18 protein-coding genes are annotated in these 13379 nt (G+C 55.5%); 2 read left to right on the top strand and 16 right to left on the bottom strand.

The annotated features are described in order from the left end of the window. Positions 1 to 29 precede the first annotated feature (29 nt). The 5 genes from ACI1P1_RS21620 to ACI1P1_RS21600 form a co-directional block, all read right to left on the bottom strand. On the bottom strand, positions 30 to 824 hold the full coding sequence (locus ACI1P1_RS21620; RefSeq protein WP_416218522.1) for an arsenite methyltransferase: 795 nt from the start codon (positions 822 to 824) through the stop codon (positions 30 to 32). 65 nt (positions 825 to 889) lie between these two features. Further along, positions 890 to 1348, bottom strand: coding sequence for a MarR family winged helix-turn-helix transcriptional regulator (locus ACI1P1_RS21615; RefSeq protein ID WP_416218521.1), 459 nt, complete (start codon positions 1346 to 1348; stop codon positions 890 to 892). A 548-nt stretch (positions 1349 to 1896) separates the two neighbouring features. Then, positions 1897 to 2175, bottom strand: coding sequence for an RNA-binding protein (locus ACI1P1_RS21610; RefSeq protein WP_416218520.1), 279 nt, complete (start codon positions 2173 to 2175; stop codon positions 1897 to 1899). After that, positions 2172 to 2504, bottom strand: a complete 333-nt coding sequence (locus tag ACI1P1_RS21605) for a restriction endonuclease subunit S (protein WP_416218519.1) — start codon at positions 2502 to 2504, stop codon at positions 2172 to 2174. The genes ACI1P1_RS21610 and ACI1P1_RS21605 overlap by 4 nt, the downstream gene beginning before the upstream one ends. Positions 2505 to 2520: 16 nt before the next feature. Next, positions 2521 to 2808 carry a nucleoside-diphosphate sugar epimerase gene (locus tag ACI1P1_RS21600; protein ID WP_416218518.1) on the bottom strand — a complete coding sequence of 96 codons (288 nt, stop codon included), beginning with the start codon at positions 2806 to 2808 and terminating at the stop codon, positions 2521 to 2523. A 264-nt stretch (positions 2809 to 3072) separates the two neighbouring features. Here ACI1P1_RS21600 and ACI1P1_RS21595 point away from each other — a divergent pair, with 264 nt between their 5' ends. Continuing rightward, positions 3073 to 4005, top strand: a complete 933-nt coding sequence (locus tag ACI1P1_RS21595; protein ID WP_416218517.1) for an NAD-dependent epimerase/dehydratase family protein — start codon at positions 3073 to 3075, stop codon at positions 4003 to 4005. A gap of 76 nt (positions 4006 to 4081) precedes the next feature. Here the strand turns inward: ACI1P1_RS21595 and ACI1P1_RS21590 are convergent, their stop codons facing one another. Genes ACI1P1_RS21590 through ACI1P1_RS21580 form a run of 3 tightly spaced genes read right to left on the bottom strand, consistent with a single transcriptional unit; the run spans position 4082 to position 5895 of the window. Beyond that, positions 4082 to 4474, bottom strand: a complete 393-nt coding sequence (locus ACI1P1_RS21590; RefSeq protein ID WP_416218516.1) for a hypothetical protein — start codon at positions 4472 to 4474, stop codon at positions 4082 to 4084. A gap of 7 nt (positions 4475 to 4481) precedes the next feature. Next, complete coding sequence (locus ACI1P1_RS21585) at positions 4482 to 5543, bottom strand: glycosyltransferase family 4 protein (RefSeq protein ID WP_416218515.1); 1062 nt, start codon at positions 5541 to 5543, stop codon at positions 4482 to 4484. A 25-nt stretch (positions 5544 to 5568) separates the two neighbouring features. Then, positions 5569 to 5895, bottom strand: a complete 327-nt coding sequence (locus ACI1P1_RS21580; protein WP_416218594.1) for a hypothetical protein — start codon at positions 5893 to 5895, stop codon at positions 5569 to 5571. A 260-nt stretch (positions 5896 to 6155) separates the two neighbouring features. On the opposite strand from ACI1P1_RS21580, the gene ACI1P1_RS21575 reads away from it, so the two are divergent. After that, complete coding sequence (locus tag ACI1P1_RS21575; RefSeq protein ID WP_416218514.1) at positions 6156 to 6788, top strand: DUF1796 family putative cysteine peptidase; 633 nt, start codon at positions 6156 to 6158, stop codon at positions 6786 to 6788. Between the two features lie 91 nt (positions 6789 to 6879). On the opposite strand, the gene ACI1P1_RS21570 is transcribed toward ACI1P1_RS21575, so the two are convergent. From ACI1P1_RS21570 to wecB, 8 genes are read right to left on the bottom strand one after another with little or no spacing between them, the layout of a single operon-like run. Further along, positions 6880 to 7467 carry a class I SAM-dependent methyltransferase gene (locus ACI1P1_RS21570; RefSeq protein WP_416218513.1) on the bottom strand — a complete coding sequence of 196 codons (588 nt, stop codon included), beginning with the start codon at positions 7465 to 7467 and terminating at the stop codon, positions 6880 to 6882. Positions 7468 to 7482: 15 nt separating this feature from the next. Beyond that, positions 7483 to 7656, bottom strand: a complete 174-nt coding sequence (locus ACI1P1_RS21565) for a hypothetical protein (protein ID WP_416218512.1) — start codon at positions 7654 to 7656, stop codon at positions 7483 to 7485. Positions 7657 to 7680: 24 nt separating this feature from the next. Further along, complete coding sequence (locus ACI1P1_RS21560) at positions 7681 to 8910, bottom strand: glycosyltransferase family 4 protein (protein WP_416218511.1); 1230 nt, start codon at positions 8908 to 8910, stop codon at positions 7681 to 7683. Between the two features lie 19 nt (positions 8911 to 8929). Next, complete coding sequence (locus ACI1P1_RS21555; protein WP_416218510.1) at positions 8930 to 9640, bottom strand: glycosyltransferase; 711 nt, start codon at positions 9638 to 9640, stop codon at positions 8930 to 8932. A gap of 11 nt (positions 9641 to 9651) precedes the next feature. Next, positions 9652 to 10368 (bottom strand): glycosyltransferase, encoded by a 717-nt coding sequence (locus tag ACI1P1_RS21550; protein ID WP_416218509.1) that lies wholly within the window; start codon positions 10366 to 10368, stop codon positions 9652 to 9654. 43 nt (positions 10369 to 10411) lie between these two features. After that, the gene (locus ACI1P1_RS21545; RefSeq protein ID WP_416218508.1) at positions 10412 to 11308 is read right to left on the bottom strand and encodes an NAD-dependent epimerase/dehydratase family protein; all 897 of its coding nucleotides are present in this window, start codon (positions 11306 to 11308) and stop codon (positions 10412 to 10414) included. Then, positions 11305 to 12294, bottom strand: a complete 990-nt coding sequence (locus ACI1P1_RS21540) for a polysaccharide biosynthesis protein (RefSeq protein WP_416218507.1) — start codon at positions 12292 to 12294, stop codon at positions 11305 to 11307. Before ACI1P1_RS21540 ends, ACI1P1_RS21545 begins: the two co-directional genes overlap by 4 nt. Next, entirely contained in the window at positions 12284 to 13378 is a 1095-nt protein-coding gene (gene wecB / locus ACI1P1_RS21535; protein WP_416218506.1) for a non-hydrolyzing UDP-N-acetylglucosamine 2-epimerase, read from the bottom strand. The genes ACI1P1_RS21540 and wecB overlap by 11 nt, the downstream gene beginning before the upstream one ends. Position 13379: the final 1 nt, after the last annotated feature.

Genomic DNA, 13379 nt, shown 5'->3' with positions numbered 1-13379 from the left:
CCATAACCGGACGGGCTTCTTGCATTCGCTTATTTTACCGCCTTAATCACTGCTGCCAGAACGTAGTCCTCCAAATTGGAGCAAGGCTCCCAGTCCTTGATGAATGCCTTGGATTCATCCTTAGGCTCAATGCTGATATGGGAAAACCCGCTATCTTTCAGTATTTGCTCCAATTCGTCCACGGTGGATGCCCCGGAGATGCAGCTTGAGAGGGCGTCCATATCTCCCTTCACTTCTTCCGGCAATGGGACTGATGCAACCACATCCGATACCGCGATTCTCCCGCCCGGTTTGAGCACACGATAAGCCTCACGGTAAACCTGCGGCTTATCTGGAGACAAATTGATCACACAGTTGGAAATAATGGCATCCACCGTCCCGTCAGCCACCGGCAGATGCTCAATTTCTCCCAGCCGAAAGTCTGTGTTGGCAAAGCCGCCTTTCAGCGCATTCCGTCGTGCCTGGCTCACCATCTCCGGGGTCATATCCACACCGATTACATGCCCTGCTGAACCTACCTGCCGGGAGGCCAGGAAACAATCGAAGCCCCCGCCGCTGCCCAAATCAAGGACTGTTTCGCCCGGCCTAAGCGCTGCGATTGCCTGAGGGTTGCCGCAGCCGAGACCCAGGTTCGCACCCTGTGGCACTGACGCCAGCTCCTCTGAGGAATACCCCAGCTTTGCCGAAACCTCGTCGGGAGCGGCACAGGACCCAGCCGCCTCTCCTCCCGAGCAGCAGCTTCTCTCCGCGCCAGATTGCAAAACAATGCTTTTGTACCTCTTGCGTACCGCCTGCCTGATTTCATCATGACTGAATTGATTCATTCTCCTCACTCCTTGTTTTCATCAATAATTGATTTTTGCAACTATATAGGATTATAAACTCCCCATTAAAGGGGAGGCGTACAGCAATTGGGGCTTTTGCCCATGGCATCACTGAGAAGCTGCAGACTTTCGAGGACCTGCGCCTGTTTATCCGGAGGCACATGCTGGAACAGATTTCGTATGTAATCCTCCATCAGTCCTGAGACAGCCTCAGCCTGCTGATTGCCGGCATCCGTGAGAGAGAGCACTACGTACCTCCGGTCCTGCGGATCAGGATGGCGGCCGACCAATCCGGCCTCCACCAGCTGCTGCACCTGCCGGCTTAAGGTGCTGGTATCCACGTTTAGCGCCTCGGACAGATCATTCAGCGAGAGACGGGAGCGTCTGGATATCTCGTAGATAATGTGGCTTTGGATAACGGAGACGCCGCAGCATTGGGCACTGTCCTTCTGGAGCAAGCCAAAGCGACGGACGAGAAGCTGCAAGGTTTCCCTGACATTCACCTGAGCGGAGCTGAATTCCATGTTTGATCACCTGCCCATATGGTAGCATATAATAGTTGACTTTTGCAACTATTTAATTTTTCATCTATATGGCGAAGAGAGAGGTGCTGGATCACTGAGGATGCGCACCTCTTAGCTGTTGCCCGGTGCCCCCAGGCTCCAACGGACCCACGGTACGCTATTGGGGGAATTTTCCGCCTTCTATGACTTTCGCGGACACAGGAGACGCTATTTGCCCCCAGTAGCCTTCATTCGGGTGCTCCTCCCCCATTTAACGGCTCTACGGTCCGCGAAAATGTGAAAACCCCGTTTTTCCGCGAAATAGCGGAACGTCGGTCCGTTCGGGACAGGTACGAGATAGGTACGAGATAGGTACGGGGCAGGTACAGTTTAGGCGGCGGCAAACCGGATGGAAATATACAAAAAGGGCGCCCGTCCAGCGGCCCGCCCTCCCCCATCCACTAGCATGGCACACAAATCTTCTCTGCTTCAGCCATACCTCAGTCCCGACTTTTGTCCGTCTCTCTCACGCGGCCTCTGCCTGCTCGAAAACAACACCACACTGCACTTCACTTCAGCCGGCCCCGCTTCACCTTGGCGGACAGCCACACCCTGCCGGGTTTCCCCTTCACCAGCCGGGAAATGCGGATGCCGTAGAGCTTCTCCGCCAGCACCGCCTGATGCCGGACCAGCACCTCAGCCTGACGCCTGACCTGCTCCGCAGCCTCGGGAGATTCCAGCGTCAGAGCCGCGATGCCCTCCAGCATATCCGCCAGGGCATGCTGGCTGCGGGCCAGGGAGCCGAGGATATCCAGCCGGATCTCCATCTCCCGCTCCTTGGGGGTCATGCGTCATCTCCCGAATCGCCGAAGAGATCCCCCAGACCGCCTCCGGACCCTTCCGATTCCGCCTTCTGGATCAGAATCCCCAGATTCTTGGCTAGCCCCTGCTCCATCCGCGTAATACCGGCAATCACTTCCACAATATTCTCATGCAGCTCCAGGGCATTCTTATGGAATTCCTCGCAGCCGGGAAAGCAGTTTTCGCGCATGTGCCCGCATACCCAGCTCCGGCGCTGCTCCGCCTCCAGCGCCTTGGCTTCCAGAATAACCGAGATATGCTCCTGCATCAGCGCCGATGATTCCAGCATGTCGAGTAGAGTATCACTGCGTTTCATGAAATGCCGCCTCCTCTCATTCTTCCTCCTGGCCTTGAAGCTCCTTGACCACCGGCTCCAGATTGTCCCCCAATGCGTCCTCCAAATCTGCCAGGCCGTTTAAGTACACGGCAATGTTCTTGGACAGATCGATAGACTGGCTCTTCACTTCTTCCACTCCGGCCCCGGCCATATGAGCGTGGGGTATATTGATCACCAGCCCTGCCGCATGACAGGCCAAGTCCCGCTCCGCCTTCAGAATGCGGGCCAGCTCCCGTTGAGATTTGGCCATATGGTGCAGGATCCAGTCGATGCGTTCGTTCATTCCCTCACTCCCTTTATTCTCGGAAATGTGCAACCGTGTACCCGTCATTCACAGCATATGCAGCCGGCCAAAAAGGGGAACAAAACAACCGTTGTCCCTCCTCCTTCCGCGCAGCTCAAAAATCCCGCCAGCACCGGGCGGGTGTCCTGTACGCGCCATACGCAGGCCACGTAGGATAGTCTATCGGCGCCGCAGGAGTCTGTTTGCAGGCTTATGCTTGGTCCGGCGCACGGGAGACCTGTTTCTTGCGAAGGAGGAAATGGCATGAAAGCACTAGTCACGGGAGGTGCCGGTTTTATTGGCGCCCACCTGGCCAGGGAGCTCTTGGAGCGGCAGTGGGAGGTCCATGTAATGGATGACCTGTCCACAGGCCATGCGTCCAAGGTTCCCCTGGGAGCAACGCTTCACCAGATGGACATCCGCCAACCGGAGGTGGAGGAGCGTATGGCCCACATCCGGCCGGACATCGTATTCCACCTGGCCGCCCAAGCGGATGTGCAGCGTTCCATCAAGGAACCGGATACGGATGCTGCCATCAACATCACCGGCACGGCACGGATTCTCAAGGCATGTGTGGCGGCACAGGCCCGCAAGCTGATTTTCTCCTCCACTTCCGCCGTTTACGGGGAATTGAGCAAGGACAAAATCACCGAGTGGGATTCTCCCCAGCCCATCTCCTTCTATGGCATGTCCAAATGGGCCGGGGAGCAATATCTGGAGGTGTTCCGCCGCCTGCATGGCCTGCCCTATACCGTCCTGCGGTACGGCAATGTCTACGGTCCCGGCCAAACGGCCAAGGGCGAGGGTGGCGTTATTGCCCTGTTCATGGAGAAGCTGGCCAAAAACAAACCCTTGCGCATTCACGGGGACGGCGGCCAGACCAGAGACTTCATCTACGTCAAGGATGTGGTGGCAGCCAATCTGGCTGCGGTGGATGCAGGCGACGGAGACACCTTCCAGATCAGCACCGGGAACACCACCTCTGTCAATCAGATCGCCCAGCTTCTCAAGGAGCTGCATCCGGCAGAGGTTCCGGTGGAGTATGGGCCGGCCCGGCCCGGAGATATCCGGCACAGCTGTCTGGACAGCGCCAAGGCGCAGAAGCATCTCCACTGGCAGCCCTCCGTCAGCTTCCCGCAGGGACTTGCCGAAACCTACCGCCACTGGTTTCCCTCCCCCGGCAGCCGGACGGAATAAGCGCAGAAAAAACGGCCCGCAGCGGGCCGTTTTTCTTTGAGGCGATCTGTATGCAGGCTTAGGGGAGCTGCTTGCTTCAGGCGCCGTAAACCGCTCCCTCCAGCCCATAAGGCCCGACAATCCTCGCCTTTAATTCGGGAGAGGCAACGGTGAGGAAATAGGAAACCGTGCCGGTTTGCCCGCTTTCCTCGTATTTGGTCCGGGTGTGGGCTTTAAAGAAGCAGCCCTCCGTCATCTGGTATATGACAGGACCCATGGCTGAATTTCTGCGGATTCTGATATCCAGCTCGCCCATATCCCAATTCAACGGCTTATCCCAGCCGATCTCCAGCAGCAGCAGCACCCGGTCCGCCGGCACCAGGCCGGACAAGGTTACAGAGGTCAGCACAATTTCACTTGCCCCAACGGGAAAGGGCTGAAACTCCCCTTTTTTCGCTTCTGTTTTGTAGCCTGATTTTTTATGCATCATTATCACCTCACAAGGATTGGAGCATGCCGGTAAATTGGCGGCAATACAGATCCGGATTGAAGTTATTCACTACATGCTGCTGGGCGCCGGCCCGGATAGCCTCCCGCAGCCCCTTGTTGCCCATCAATTCCTTCGCTTCGGCAACGGCATGGGAGATATCGCCCAAATGATAATACTTACCCGTCAGATTATGGTAGATGGAGGTGGAAACACCGTCGGAATTGCTGGTGAGCACAGGGCAGCGGCAGCTCATCGCCTCCAGAAGCGCATATGGCGCACCCTCTACCTTGGAAGTCGAACAGAGGAAACCGCCGGAATCGCCGATGACAGAGAAATAATGCTGCATTTGTGCATGGGGCACATTGGAGCGCACCGTCAGACGTTTGCCCAGATTCAGCTTGCTGATCAGCTCCATGAATTTCTCCCGCTCCTCCGGTTGGGAGAGCGTGTGATCCTCGAACATCCACATCTCCAGATTGGGAACCTGCTCCGCCAGCTGGTGGCCGATATGCAGGAATTCCCTCCAGTTCTTGTTATCCTCAATCCGCCCCAGCCAGGCCATGATAGGAGCATCATGCTTCGGCGCTTCCCGGTAAGTGAAGCGGGTATGATCGAAGCAATTGTTGAACTTAAATTGAGGCTTGCCGGGAAACAGCTCGCTGAACAAGGCATCAATGTGGGGAGTACAAGGATTGAGCAGCCCGTTGGCATACGCATCGATATAAGGGGCTGCCAGAGTCAGCTGCTCGCGGGCCACGTGTTTGGGGCCGTAGCCCTGGATTTCCAGCACCAGCTTGCCGGTATATCCCAAGAGGCGCAGCCGGGGAAAGGCCAAATGGTCAGTGACGGCGACCACTGCATCGAACTGGTAGGTATCCAGAATATGCTTGACTGCAATGTCATCCGTGGTGACGTATACCGGGAAATCCGTTGAATTCTGCAGTCCCGCCCCCCACCGGTAATACAGGCAATGCCCTTCGATGCCAACATTCCGGAGGGCGCGGCACCGCTCCCGGTTTAGTGTCTCTACCCCTCCGCTGGGCACGTAATATACGAACAATACCTTCATAACGTTGGGCTCCCCTCCTCCCTTTTTAAGGCAATCGAATAAAATCCTCCTGGCTGTAAACGGCCACCACATTACCGTTGAACTTGGCGTAGGTAATAATGCCCGTCGTGGCATACGAATTGATATTGGTCACCAGCAGCATGGAGAAGGGAATCAGATTGGTAGGAATATCCGGCACCCATACGGAGCCGTACGCTGGCACATGATGCAGCGCCACATACCCGACCGCACCGTTATAGTACATATGCAGGAGAAAATCAAACTCCTCCGCACCCAGATTCTGTACCGACAGGTCCATGGACGTAATATAGTTTGAGTCGATCTTCCCGCCTGGCATTGTTTCCAAACGCATGATGGACAAGCCGACAACCTCCTTTTATAGAGACACATGGCGCTTCATTGGAATTCTCTCTTATTACTTTATGCATAAGGGCAAACAACGGCAGGGCATTCATGGAGTGGGAGAACCCAACTTCTTAAGGTGAAGAGCGGCCGAGATGAATAGATTTATTTCACTGTAGTCTATAAGTGTACAATCACGGGACAACGGCGGCGCATTTACTATAAAAGAAAGGCATCTTATACCATTCCCTTGCAAAGGAGCGAGCCGACGTGAAGTTGAGCGATTTGAGAGGCGAATATGACGCCATATTCAGCCTGGGTGATTTATGCCTGGCTTCCATTCAATTGGAAAAGTATAACCTCCGGCCTTACGCCGGTGTGCTGGACTGGATGGCCTCCTACAATCTGTCGGACGTCAACCGATTGTTGGCCAACCGGTTTGCCGGATTTATGGACTATCCCAATCTGAAGGTGGTAGGCAATGCCAGCGACAAGCTTTATCTGGTGCTGGAGCAGCAGTACAATTGTCTGTCCAACCATGATTTTTTTACCGCCAACAACTTCCCGCCCCATCTGGCGGCCTACCCCGAAATCAAGGCCAAGTACGACCGGAGAGTGGCGCGTTTCCTGGAAAAAATGGAGACGGCCGACCACATTCTGTTCATCCGGACGGAAGGAACCTACGAGCAGGCCAGAGAGCTGGAGATGGTGCTCTCCAAGCTGGTTAAGAAGGACTTCAAGGTGCTGCTGATCCAGCATGACCCCAATGTGGTAGCCCTGATGGAGAATAACTGGCCTCTGCGCCGGATCTGCTCCATTCAGCTTCCCGGCCAGGACAAATGGGAAGGCAACCACTATTATTGGGAGAAAATCTTAAGCGGCATCCAGCTGCGAACCTCCTGATCCACACACAATCGGCCAGCGCTCCCCGGCAGTCCTGACTCCGGCGGTTGCGCTGGCCGATTGTATGAGGACGTCTGCGACCGCCCCCCTGTTATTTCTTCTGGATCAGAATCATCGTTTCTTCATTGGGATTGCAATCCAGAGGATACACATTGATGGCTACAGGCATGAAGGCAAAAATCTGCGTCATCACCTCATTCCAATCCACCCAATGGTTGAGAAAGCCATCATGATGCTCCACACCGCTGAATGTGGTAGAGCTCAGTCCGTAGAAGAAATTGACCAGAACATATTTGGAGCTGACCCGGTGCAGCTCGGAGAAGCCGGTCCCCCAATCCTGCAGATGATTCAGCACATCCTTGCAATATACCAGCTCGAAGCTCCCATCCTGAAACGGCAGTTTGTGAATGTCGCCCTGTAGGAAGGTACCTCCGGGATATTGGCTCGTGCAGTAATCCACCATATTCTGGGTCATGTCCACACCAGTATAGTCAATAGCGGGCCGGCTGCTGACGGCACCGACATAATCCACACCGGGTCCACATCCAACCTCAAGCATCCGGTTAATATTCAGCTGGTTAAGCAAAGCTCTGTACAATTGCCGGACCGGCTTGTTGTACCCTTCATTGGCTGATTGCAGAAATTCCTTAGGATTGACATGCTCCCAATAGTTGTTCACTGTTTGGTCCTCCTCTCATTTTTGCGGTAAAAAGGTATAGATCGCCATATCCGGAAGCAGGTAATCCTTGGGCAATCCGGAATAAATCCGGTTCCACACGTAATAATCCACCCATAGGGGATCGCTGGTTTGAATGGCAAATCTCCGGTTATACAGATCCCCGAGCACCTTAAATCTGTCCTCCTGCATGCCTCAACCTCCTTCAATCCTCTGTCAAACCTTGCCTGAAGTCTCCATGACCTTCCGGTACACATCCAACAGACGCCCGATCATCAGATCCAGAGACCAGTGGCTGCGGGCCCAGGTTTGAGCCTGCTGCCCCAATGCGGTTCTGAAGTCATCCTCCTCCAACAGCTGCCTGAGCTGCTGGAAGAGCGTTACCGGGTCCCCCACTGGAGAGATCATGCCGGTCACCCCATGCTCCACCATCTCAGGCAGACCGGCGGCAGAGGATACCAGAACAGGCAAACCCGCCATCTGGGCCTCCATTACCGAAAAAGGCTGGTTATCCTGGAGACAGCAATGTACAAAAATGTCCGATTGGCTGAGCAAGGCGGGGACATCGGAGCGGTTGCCCAAAAAGGCCACCTCCTGCTGGAGGCCAAGCCTCCGGGTCTGGTCCTCCAGAGCCGCCCGCTGGTCCCCGTCCCCCACAATCCAGCAAACCCAGTCAGACCGGGCTTGCTTCAATGTGGCCAGCGCATCGATCAGAATATGGACACCCTTGATAAAAACCAGGCGGGCCGGAAAAATAATCACCTTTTTGCCTGGGGGACGCACAGTATCGGTGCCGGCGGCAACCTTCTCCCAGAAAGGCCCCGTATCCAGCCCGTATTGGAATACTGCCACCTTTTCCGCAGGCACCCCGAATTGGCTGACCAGCATATCCCGCTGCCAATGGTTGGCTGTAATGGACAGATCTGTCCCGGAAGCCCCATAATACTCCATTGCTTTGAAATAGTTATAGGCCGGGCTGTTCTCATGGATGCCCAGCTCCGGATGCAGCTTGAAGTGGGAGAACATCTCCGTGGCTACCGAGCCGTGAATATGGGATACCAGCGGCGTCCCCTTCGGCTTGACCCGGGCCAAAGCACGGGCTGAAATCACATCCTGGGTGTGGATCACATCATATTGCTCCAGCCCGAAGTAAGCGGCGGAGAGCTCCATGCAATAGCGGTCATACTCGTTCTGCCAGATGACCGGCTGCTCGAACAGATGGGGGAAGAGGTTTGCATTCAGCTTCGTCTCCAGCATGGGAGACAAATATTTTTTGTCCAAGGAAATCCCCTTGTTATAGAGGTGAAAGCTTTTGTAGTCGGGACTGTTCCCCAGCACATCCACCTCATGCCCCATCCGCTCCAGCCTGTTCCGGATTTGGTTCATGAAGGTCCACACGCCGCCGATATGCGGAATCAGCCAATAGGTCGCCAACAATATTTTCATTCATGGTTCCTCCTCGCCGTTACAGGCGTTCAAGCAATTGCTGCATCCGGTCCTTATAAACCGCATGCACCCGGAAGAACTCCTCCAGCAGTTCCGGCCGGTAGCGGATAGAGCCCATTTGGTCATGAAACCGGTAAATCGTCAATGCCTCCGGCAAATAGTGCAGCTTGACGCCGTTAACCGTCAGCCGCAGCCACATCTCATAATCCTGGGTGTATGGCAGGCTTTCGTTAAACAAGCCGTATTTGAAAAACAGCTCTCTTTTGCACATCATGGTACAGCCGTTAATGGGGTTGTAGTTGGCAAGCAGCCGGTAAATATCGTCGTGCTGCGTGATGGGTGTGCCGGCGAAGCTCTCCGTCACTACATCGTCCTTATCCATGACGGCGTAGGCGGTGAAGGAAAACTCCGCATGGCTGCGCCTCATAAATTCCAGCTGGCGGGCCACCTTACCCGGCTTATACATATCATCCGAGCTCAACCAGGTCACGTACTCGCCGGTGGCCTTGAGGATACCGAAATTCATGGCGCTGGCTGTTCCGCCGTTGCCCTTGCGGTAATAGAGAAGGCGGCCTGCGTAAGGTGTAATCAGCTCCATATGCCGGGTCGAGCCGTCATCCACCACGATAATCTCCAGATTTGGATAACTCTGGTCCACCACGCTTTGGATGGCCCGCCCGATATATGGACAGTTGTAAAAGGGAATGACGACCGTTACCTTCGGATTCATGCCGCACCTCCTTAATACGGCGTTGCCAAAGCCAGCGCCTCCAGCCGGTGGCGGAAGGTATTCTGCACAGCCTGGACTTCCGCCAGAATATGCGGTTGATACCGCATGGTTCCCATTTGGTCATGCCAACGGTACTTGGTTAAGGGTTCATCCAGAAAATGTATGTTTACCCCGCACAGCAGCGCACGGATCCAATACTCATAATCCTGGGTATACCGCAGGCTCTCGTCGAACAGGCCTACCCGCGCCACCAATTCCTTTCTGAACATAACGGTGCAGCCGTTGATGGGATCACAGGTTGCGAAAGCCCGGATGAAGTCGCTTTGAGAAGGATAACGGGCTGCTTGTGCGTGAGCCGTCACATGCCCCAATTCGTTGATCTGGTCGAAGGCGGTAAAGGACAGGAGGGAATTATATTGCTGCATAAATGCCAGCTGGCGGGCAATTTTGTGGGGATAGAACAAATCGTCGGAGCTGAGCCAGGCGATATAATCGCCGGAGGACATCCGGACACCGTGATTGATGGCGCTGGCTGTTCCTCCGTTGGCTTTGCCCAAATAATGGACCCGGGAGACGAAGGGATTGATTCTGTCCTGGTACAGGGTGGAGCCATCATCCACGACGATAACCTCCAGGTTAGGGTAGGTTTGCCCAAGGGCGCTGGAGATGGCCTGTTCCACGTAGGGATCATTATAAAATGGAATGACAATGGTCACTCTGGGAAGCATGGCATGGTTCCTCCTCTTCTATCTGGTGCGGCGGGCATACGGCCTATGTCAAGGCCCCCCTGTAGAAATCAAGCCCCTCCGACAGCGATTGGGCAAAAGGGATGGACGGCGACCAGCCCAGGCTTTGGGTCACAGCGGCATCCATGGGCAGGGGCGGGGGCAGCGGCTCAGTTTGACCAACCTCGATGGGAAGCGTAAGCGGGGTCAATCCCCGGTACGTAACCACCAGGTCTCCAAGCGAACGCATGGTGCCGGAGCAGACCGGGTAGACGGTGCCGGATTGGCCTGCTTCCAGAATGGCGCGGTAAGCGGCTACGGCATCCCGGACATCCAGATAATCCCTCTTCTCATGCCACGACGACAGACGGAAGACGGAGGCATCCGTGCCCTTCTCCCAACGTGCGATCCGTGCGGCCAGAAGCCCGCAGATTCCGTTGGAGCGGCCGGGGCCGATCAGGTTGGAGGGTTTGGCTACCAGCACCTCCTGGCTGTACAGGAAGCTCCAGGCCTGGGCGGTAAGCACCTGCATGGTTTTGGCCAAACTGTACGGGTGCAGGGGCTGGGGGGAATTGCTCAAGTCAAAATCCAGCATGGAGCCGGCCACCAGCAGCCGGCAGTTGGCAAGCCCCCGCAGAGCCTCCAGTAAATACAGGGTGGACAGGAGATTGGCCTCCATACACCCCAGCGGATCCTTCCACGAATCGGCCACGGCATTCCTTCCGGCCAGATGCAGCACAAAGCGGGGCTTCGTTTCCTCCACCAGCCGCCTGACCTCCGCCTTATTGGTGAGATCGCAGACATAGAGACGGCCCTCAGGCGGTTCCCCGTCCTCCCTCCGGACGGCTGCTGCCACCGAATAGCCGTGGGCGGCAAAATGCCGGCAGGCATGGCGGCCGGTAAAGCCGCCTGCCCCCGTAATCAAAATCGTACTCTCCTTCATTCGTGAAGGAAGCCTCCTTTAATCAGAAGCTCCCGGATTTGATCTTTGTCCATGAGGGATTGGCTGGAGCAGAAGCTGCTGATTTCGGCCTTGGGATAAGAAGCGTACCGACCCTTGATGCCGGGAATATCCAGGGTAGGCAGGATCACCAGATATTGCTCGTCAAAAAGAATTGTGGTCTGGCTTTCGAATTCGGTCAGCAGAATTTCATGGATCTTCTCGCCCGGACGGACGCCAAGCTCCACCATTTCCACCTCCGGCTTGCCCATAGCTTCACCCAATACCAGAGCCAGATCGGTAATTTTGCAGGTAGGCATCATCATGACGAAGGTTTCGCCGCCGATACTGGCTTCCGTTGCCTTGAACAGCAGGCTGATGGCCTCCTGCAGGGTGAGGAAGAAGCGGGTCATCGCCATATCGGTAATGCCTACCCGTCCTTTTTCCCGGATCTGTTTCATGAACAGATGGATCACGCTTCCGTTGGTACCCAGCACATTGCCGCCCCGGACGCAGACGAATTCCGTGTCCCCCTGAAGCAGATTGGCGTGGATAATCAGCTTTTCGCCGATCGCCTTGGTCATGCCATAGAAGTTGGAGGGATTGGCGGCTTTATCGGTGGAGATGTAGACGACCTTCTTCACCTTATTCTCAATGGCGGCCTCAATCACATACTGGGTGCCCAGCACATTGGTTTTCATGGCCTCGTAGGGCTGCTCCTCGCATACCGGTACATGCTTCAGCGCAGCCAGATGGAATACATAATCAATTTGTGCGCACGCCCGGACCAGCGCTTCCTTATCCCGGATGTCCCCGATGACGAAGGTCAGTCTGCGGTCCTCGAAGGTGCGCATCATGGCCACCTGGCTGGATTCGTTCCTCGAGAAGATGATGACCTCCTTTGGTTCAAAATCCAGCAGCTGCCTGACCAGCTCATACCCCCAGGAGCCGGTGCCGCCTGTCACCAAAATTCTCTTATCACGAAACATACCCTTTCCCTCCTAATAGGAATTTGACAACCTTGGCAGATACATCCGTATCCAGATACCCTTGCGGGCAATCCCAATCCGTCGGCATGGCCATCATTACCTGGGCGGCGCTTTCGATGCGGTCCGCATCCACCCCTGATACCACATTGCTGCCGCAGTCCACCGTCTCCGGCCGTTCGGTGCTGTTGCGCACCGTCACCGTCGGTACACGGAAGATGCAGCATTCCTCCTGAACGGTCCCGCTGTCCGTCAGGACGCAGGCCGCATGCTGCTCCAGCTTGACGAAGTCGAAGAAGCCGAAGGGCTCGTGGAATTCCACCAGCGGATGAATCTTCAGGCCGCTCAGAGCGGCCAGCCTGGACCGGGTCCTAGGATGAACGGAGAGAATGATCCGGAGTGCGGTGTTTTTGGCGATGCGGTTCAGGCCCTCCATAATCTCCATGAGCGGCTCCGCCCGGTCCACATTCTCGGCCCGGTGGATGGTAGCCAGGAGATAATGCCCGGAGGCCAGCTCCAGTGTCTCCATAACCGTGCTTGCTTCGATCCGGTCCCGGTAATGGGACAGAACCTCGTATATGGGATTTCCGGTGAGGATAATCCGGTGGCTGGGAAAACCCTCCCGGACCAAATGATCCTTGCTCTGCCGGGTATACGGCATATTGTACGAGGAGATGGCATCAATCACCCTGCGGTTCTTCTCTTCGGGAACGGACAGATCATAACAGCGGTTGCCCGCCTCCATATGCACCACCGGAATCCCCATACGCTCCGCCAGAATGGCCGACAACGCGCTGTTGGTGTCTCCCAGAAGAAGCACCTTGTCGGGTTTCTCCGCCCGGAGAATCTCTTCGATCCGCTGGAACATAATCGCCATCTGGCTGCCGAGCGATTCCTGTTTTTCCGATAACACATAATCCGGCTTGCGCAGCCCCAACTCCTTGAAGAAAACCTCGCTTAAGGAATAGGTGAAGTTTTGCCCCGTATGAATAACGGTGTGTTTGGCTGCAAGCTGATCCAGCTTTTTCATTACGAGTGAGAGCCGGATAATTTCCGGTCTGGTGCCCAGAACCGTCACGATTTTCATA

It is taken from the genome of Paenibacillus mesotrionivorans, from assembly GCF_046098205.1.
GTDB classification, from domain to species: Bacteria; Bacillota; Bacilli; order Paenibacillales; family NBRC-103111; genus Paenibacillus_AR; species Paenibacillus_AR mesotrionivorans.
This window is presented reverse-complemented; position numbering and strand designations above follow the sequence as displayed.

What these genes read in the sequence shown, in the direction of transcription:
- ACI1P1_RS21620 (WP_416218522.1), bottom strand. Translation starts at nt 824, where the DNA reads ATGAATCAATTCAGTCATGATGAAATCAGGCAGGCGGTACGCAAGAGG.
- ACI1P1_RS21615 (WP_416218521.1), bottom strand. Translation starts at nt 1,348, where the DNA reads ATGGAATTCAGCTCCGCTCAGGTGAATGTCAGGGAAACCTTGCAGCTT.
- ACI1P1_RS21610 (WP_416218520.1), bottom strand. Translation starts at nt 2,175, where the DNA reads ATGACCCCCAAGGAGCGGGAGATGGAGATCCGGCTGGATATCCTCGGC.
- ACI1P1_RS21605 (WP_416218519.1), bottom strand. Translation starts at nt 2,504, where the DNA reads ATGAAACGCAGTGATACTCTACTCGACATGCTGGAATCATCGGCGCTG.
- ACI1P1_RS21600 (WP_416218518.1), bottom strand. Translation starts at nt 2,808, where the DNA reads ATGAACGAACGCATCGACTGGATCCTGCACCATATGGCCAAATCTCAA.
- ACI1P1_RS21595 (WP_416218517.1), top strand. Translation starts at nt 3,073, where the DNA reads ATGAAAGCACTAGTCACGGGAGGTGCCGGTTTTATTGGCGCCCACCTG.
- ACI1P1_RS21590 (WP_416218516.1), bottom strand. Translation starts at nt 4,474, where the DNA reads ATGATGCATAAAAAATCAGGCTACAAAACAGAAGCGAAAAAAGGGGAG.
- ACI1P1_RS21585 (WP_416218515.1), bottom strand. Translation starts at nt 5,543, where the DNA reads ATGAAGGTATTGTTCGTATATTACGTGCCCAGCGGAGGGGTAGAGACA.
- ACI1P1_RS21580 (WP_416218594.1), bottom strand. Translation starts at nt 5,895, where the DNA reads ATGCGTTTGGAAACAATGCCAGGCGGGAAGATCGACTCAAACTATATT.
- ACI1P1_RS21565 (WP_416218512.1), bottom strand. Translation starts at nt 7,656, where the DNA reads ATGCAGGAGGACAGATTTAAGGTGCTCGGGGATCTGTATAACCGGAGA.
- ACI1P1_RS21560 (WP_416218511.1), bottom strand. Translation starts at nt 8,910, where the DNA reads ATGAAAATATTGTTGGCGACCTATTGGCTGATTCCGCATATCGGCGGC.
- ACI1P1_RS21555 (WP_416218510.1), bottom strand. Translation starts at nt 9,640, where the DNA reads ATGAATCCGAAGGTAACGGTCGTCATTCCCTTTTACAACTGTCCATAT.
- ACI1P1_RS21550 (WP_416218509.1), bottom strand. Translation starts at nt 10,368, where the DNA reads ATGCTTCCCAGAGTGACCATTGTCATTCCATTTTATAATGATCCCTAC.
- ACI1P1_RS21545 (WP_416218508.1), bottom strand. Translation starts at nt 11,308, where the DNA reads ATGAAGGAGAGTACGATTTTGATTACGGGGGCAGGCGGCTTTACCGGC.
- ACI1P1_RS21540 (WP_416218507.1), bottom strand. Translation starts at nt 12,294, where the DNA reads ATGTTTCGTGATAAGAGAATTTTGGTGACAGGCGGCACCGGCTCCTGG.
- wecB (WP_416218506.1), bottom strand. Translation starts at nt 13,378, where the DNA reads ATGAAAATCGTGACGGTTCTGGGCACCAGACCGGAAATTATCCGGCTC.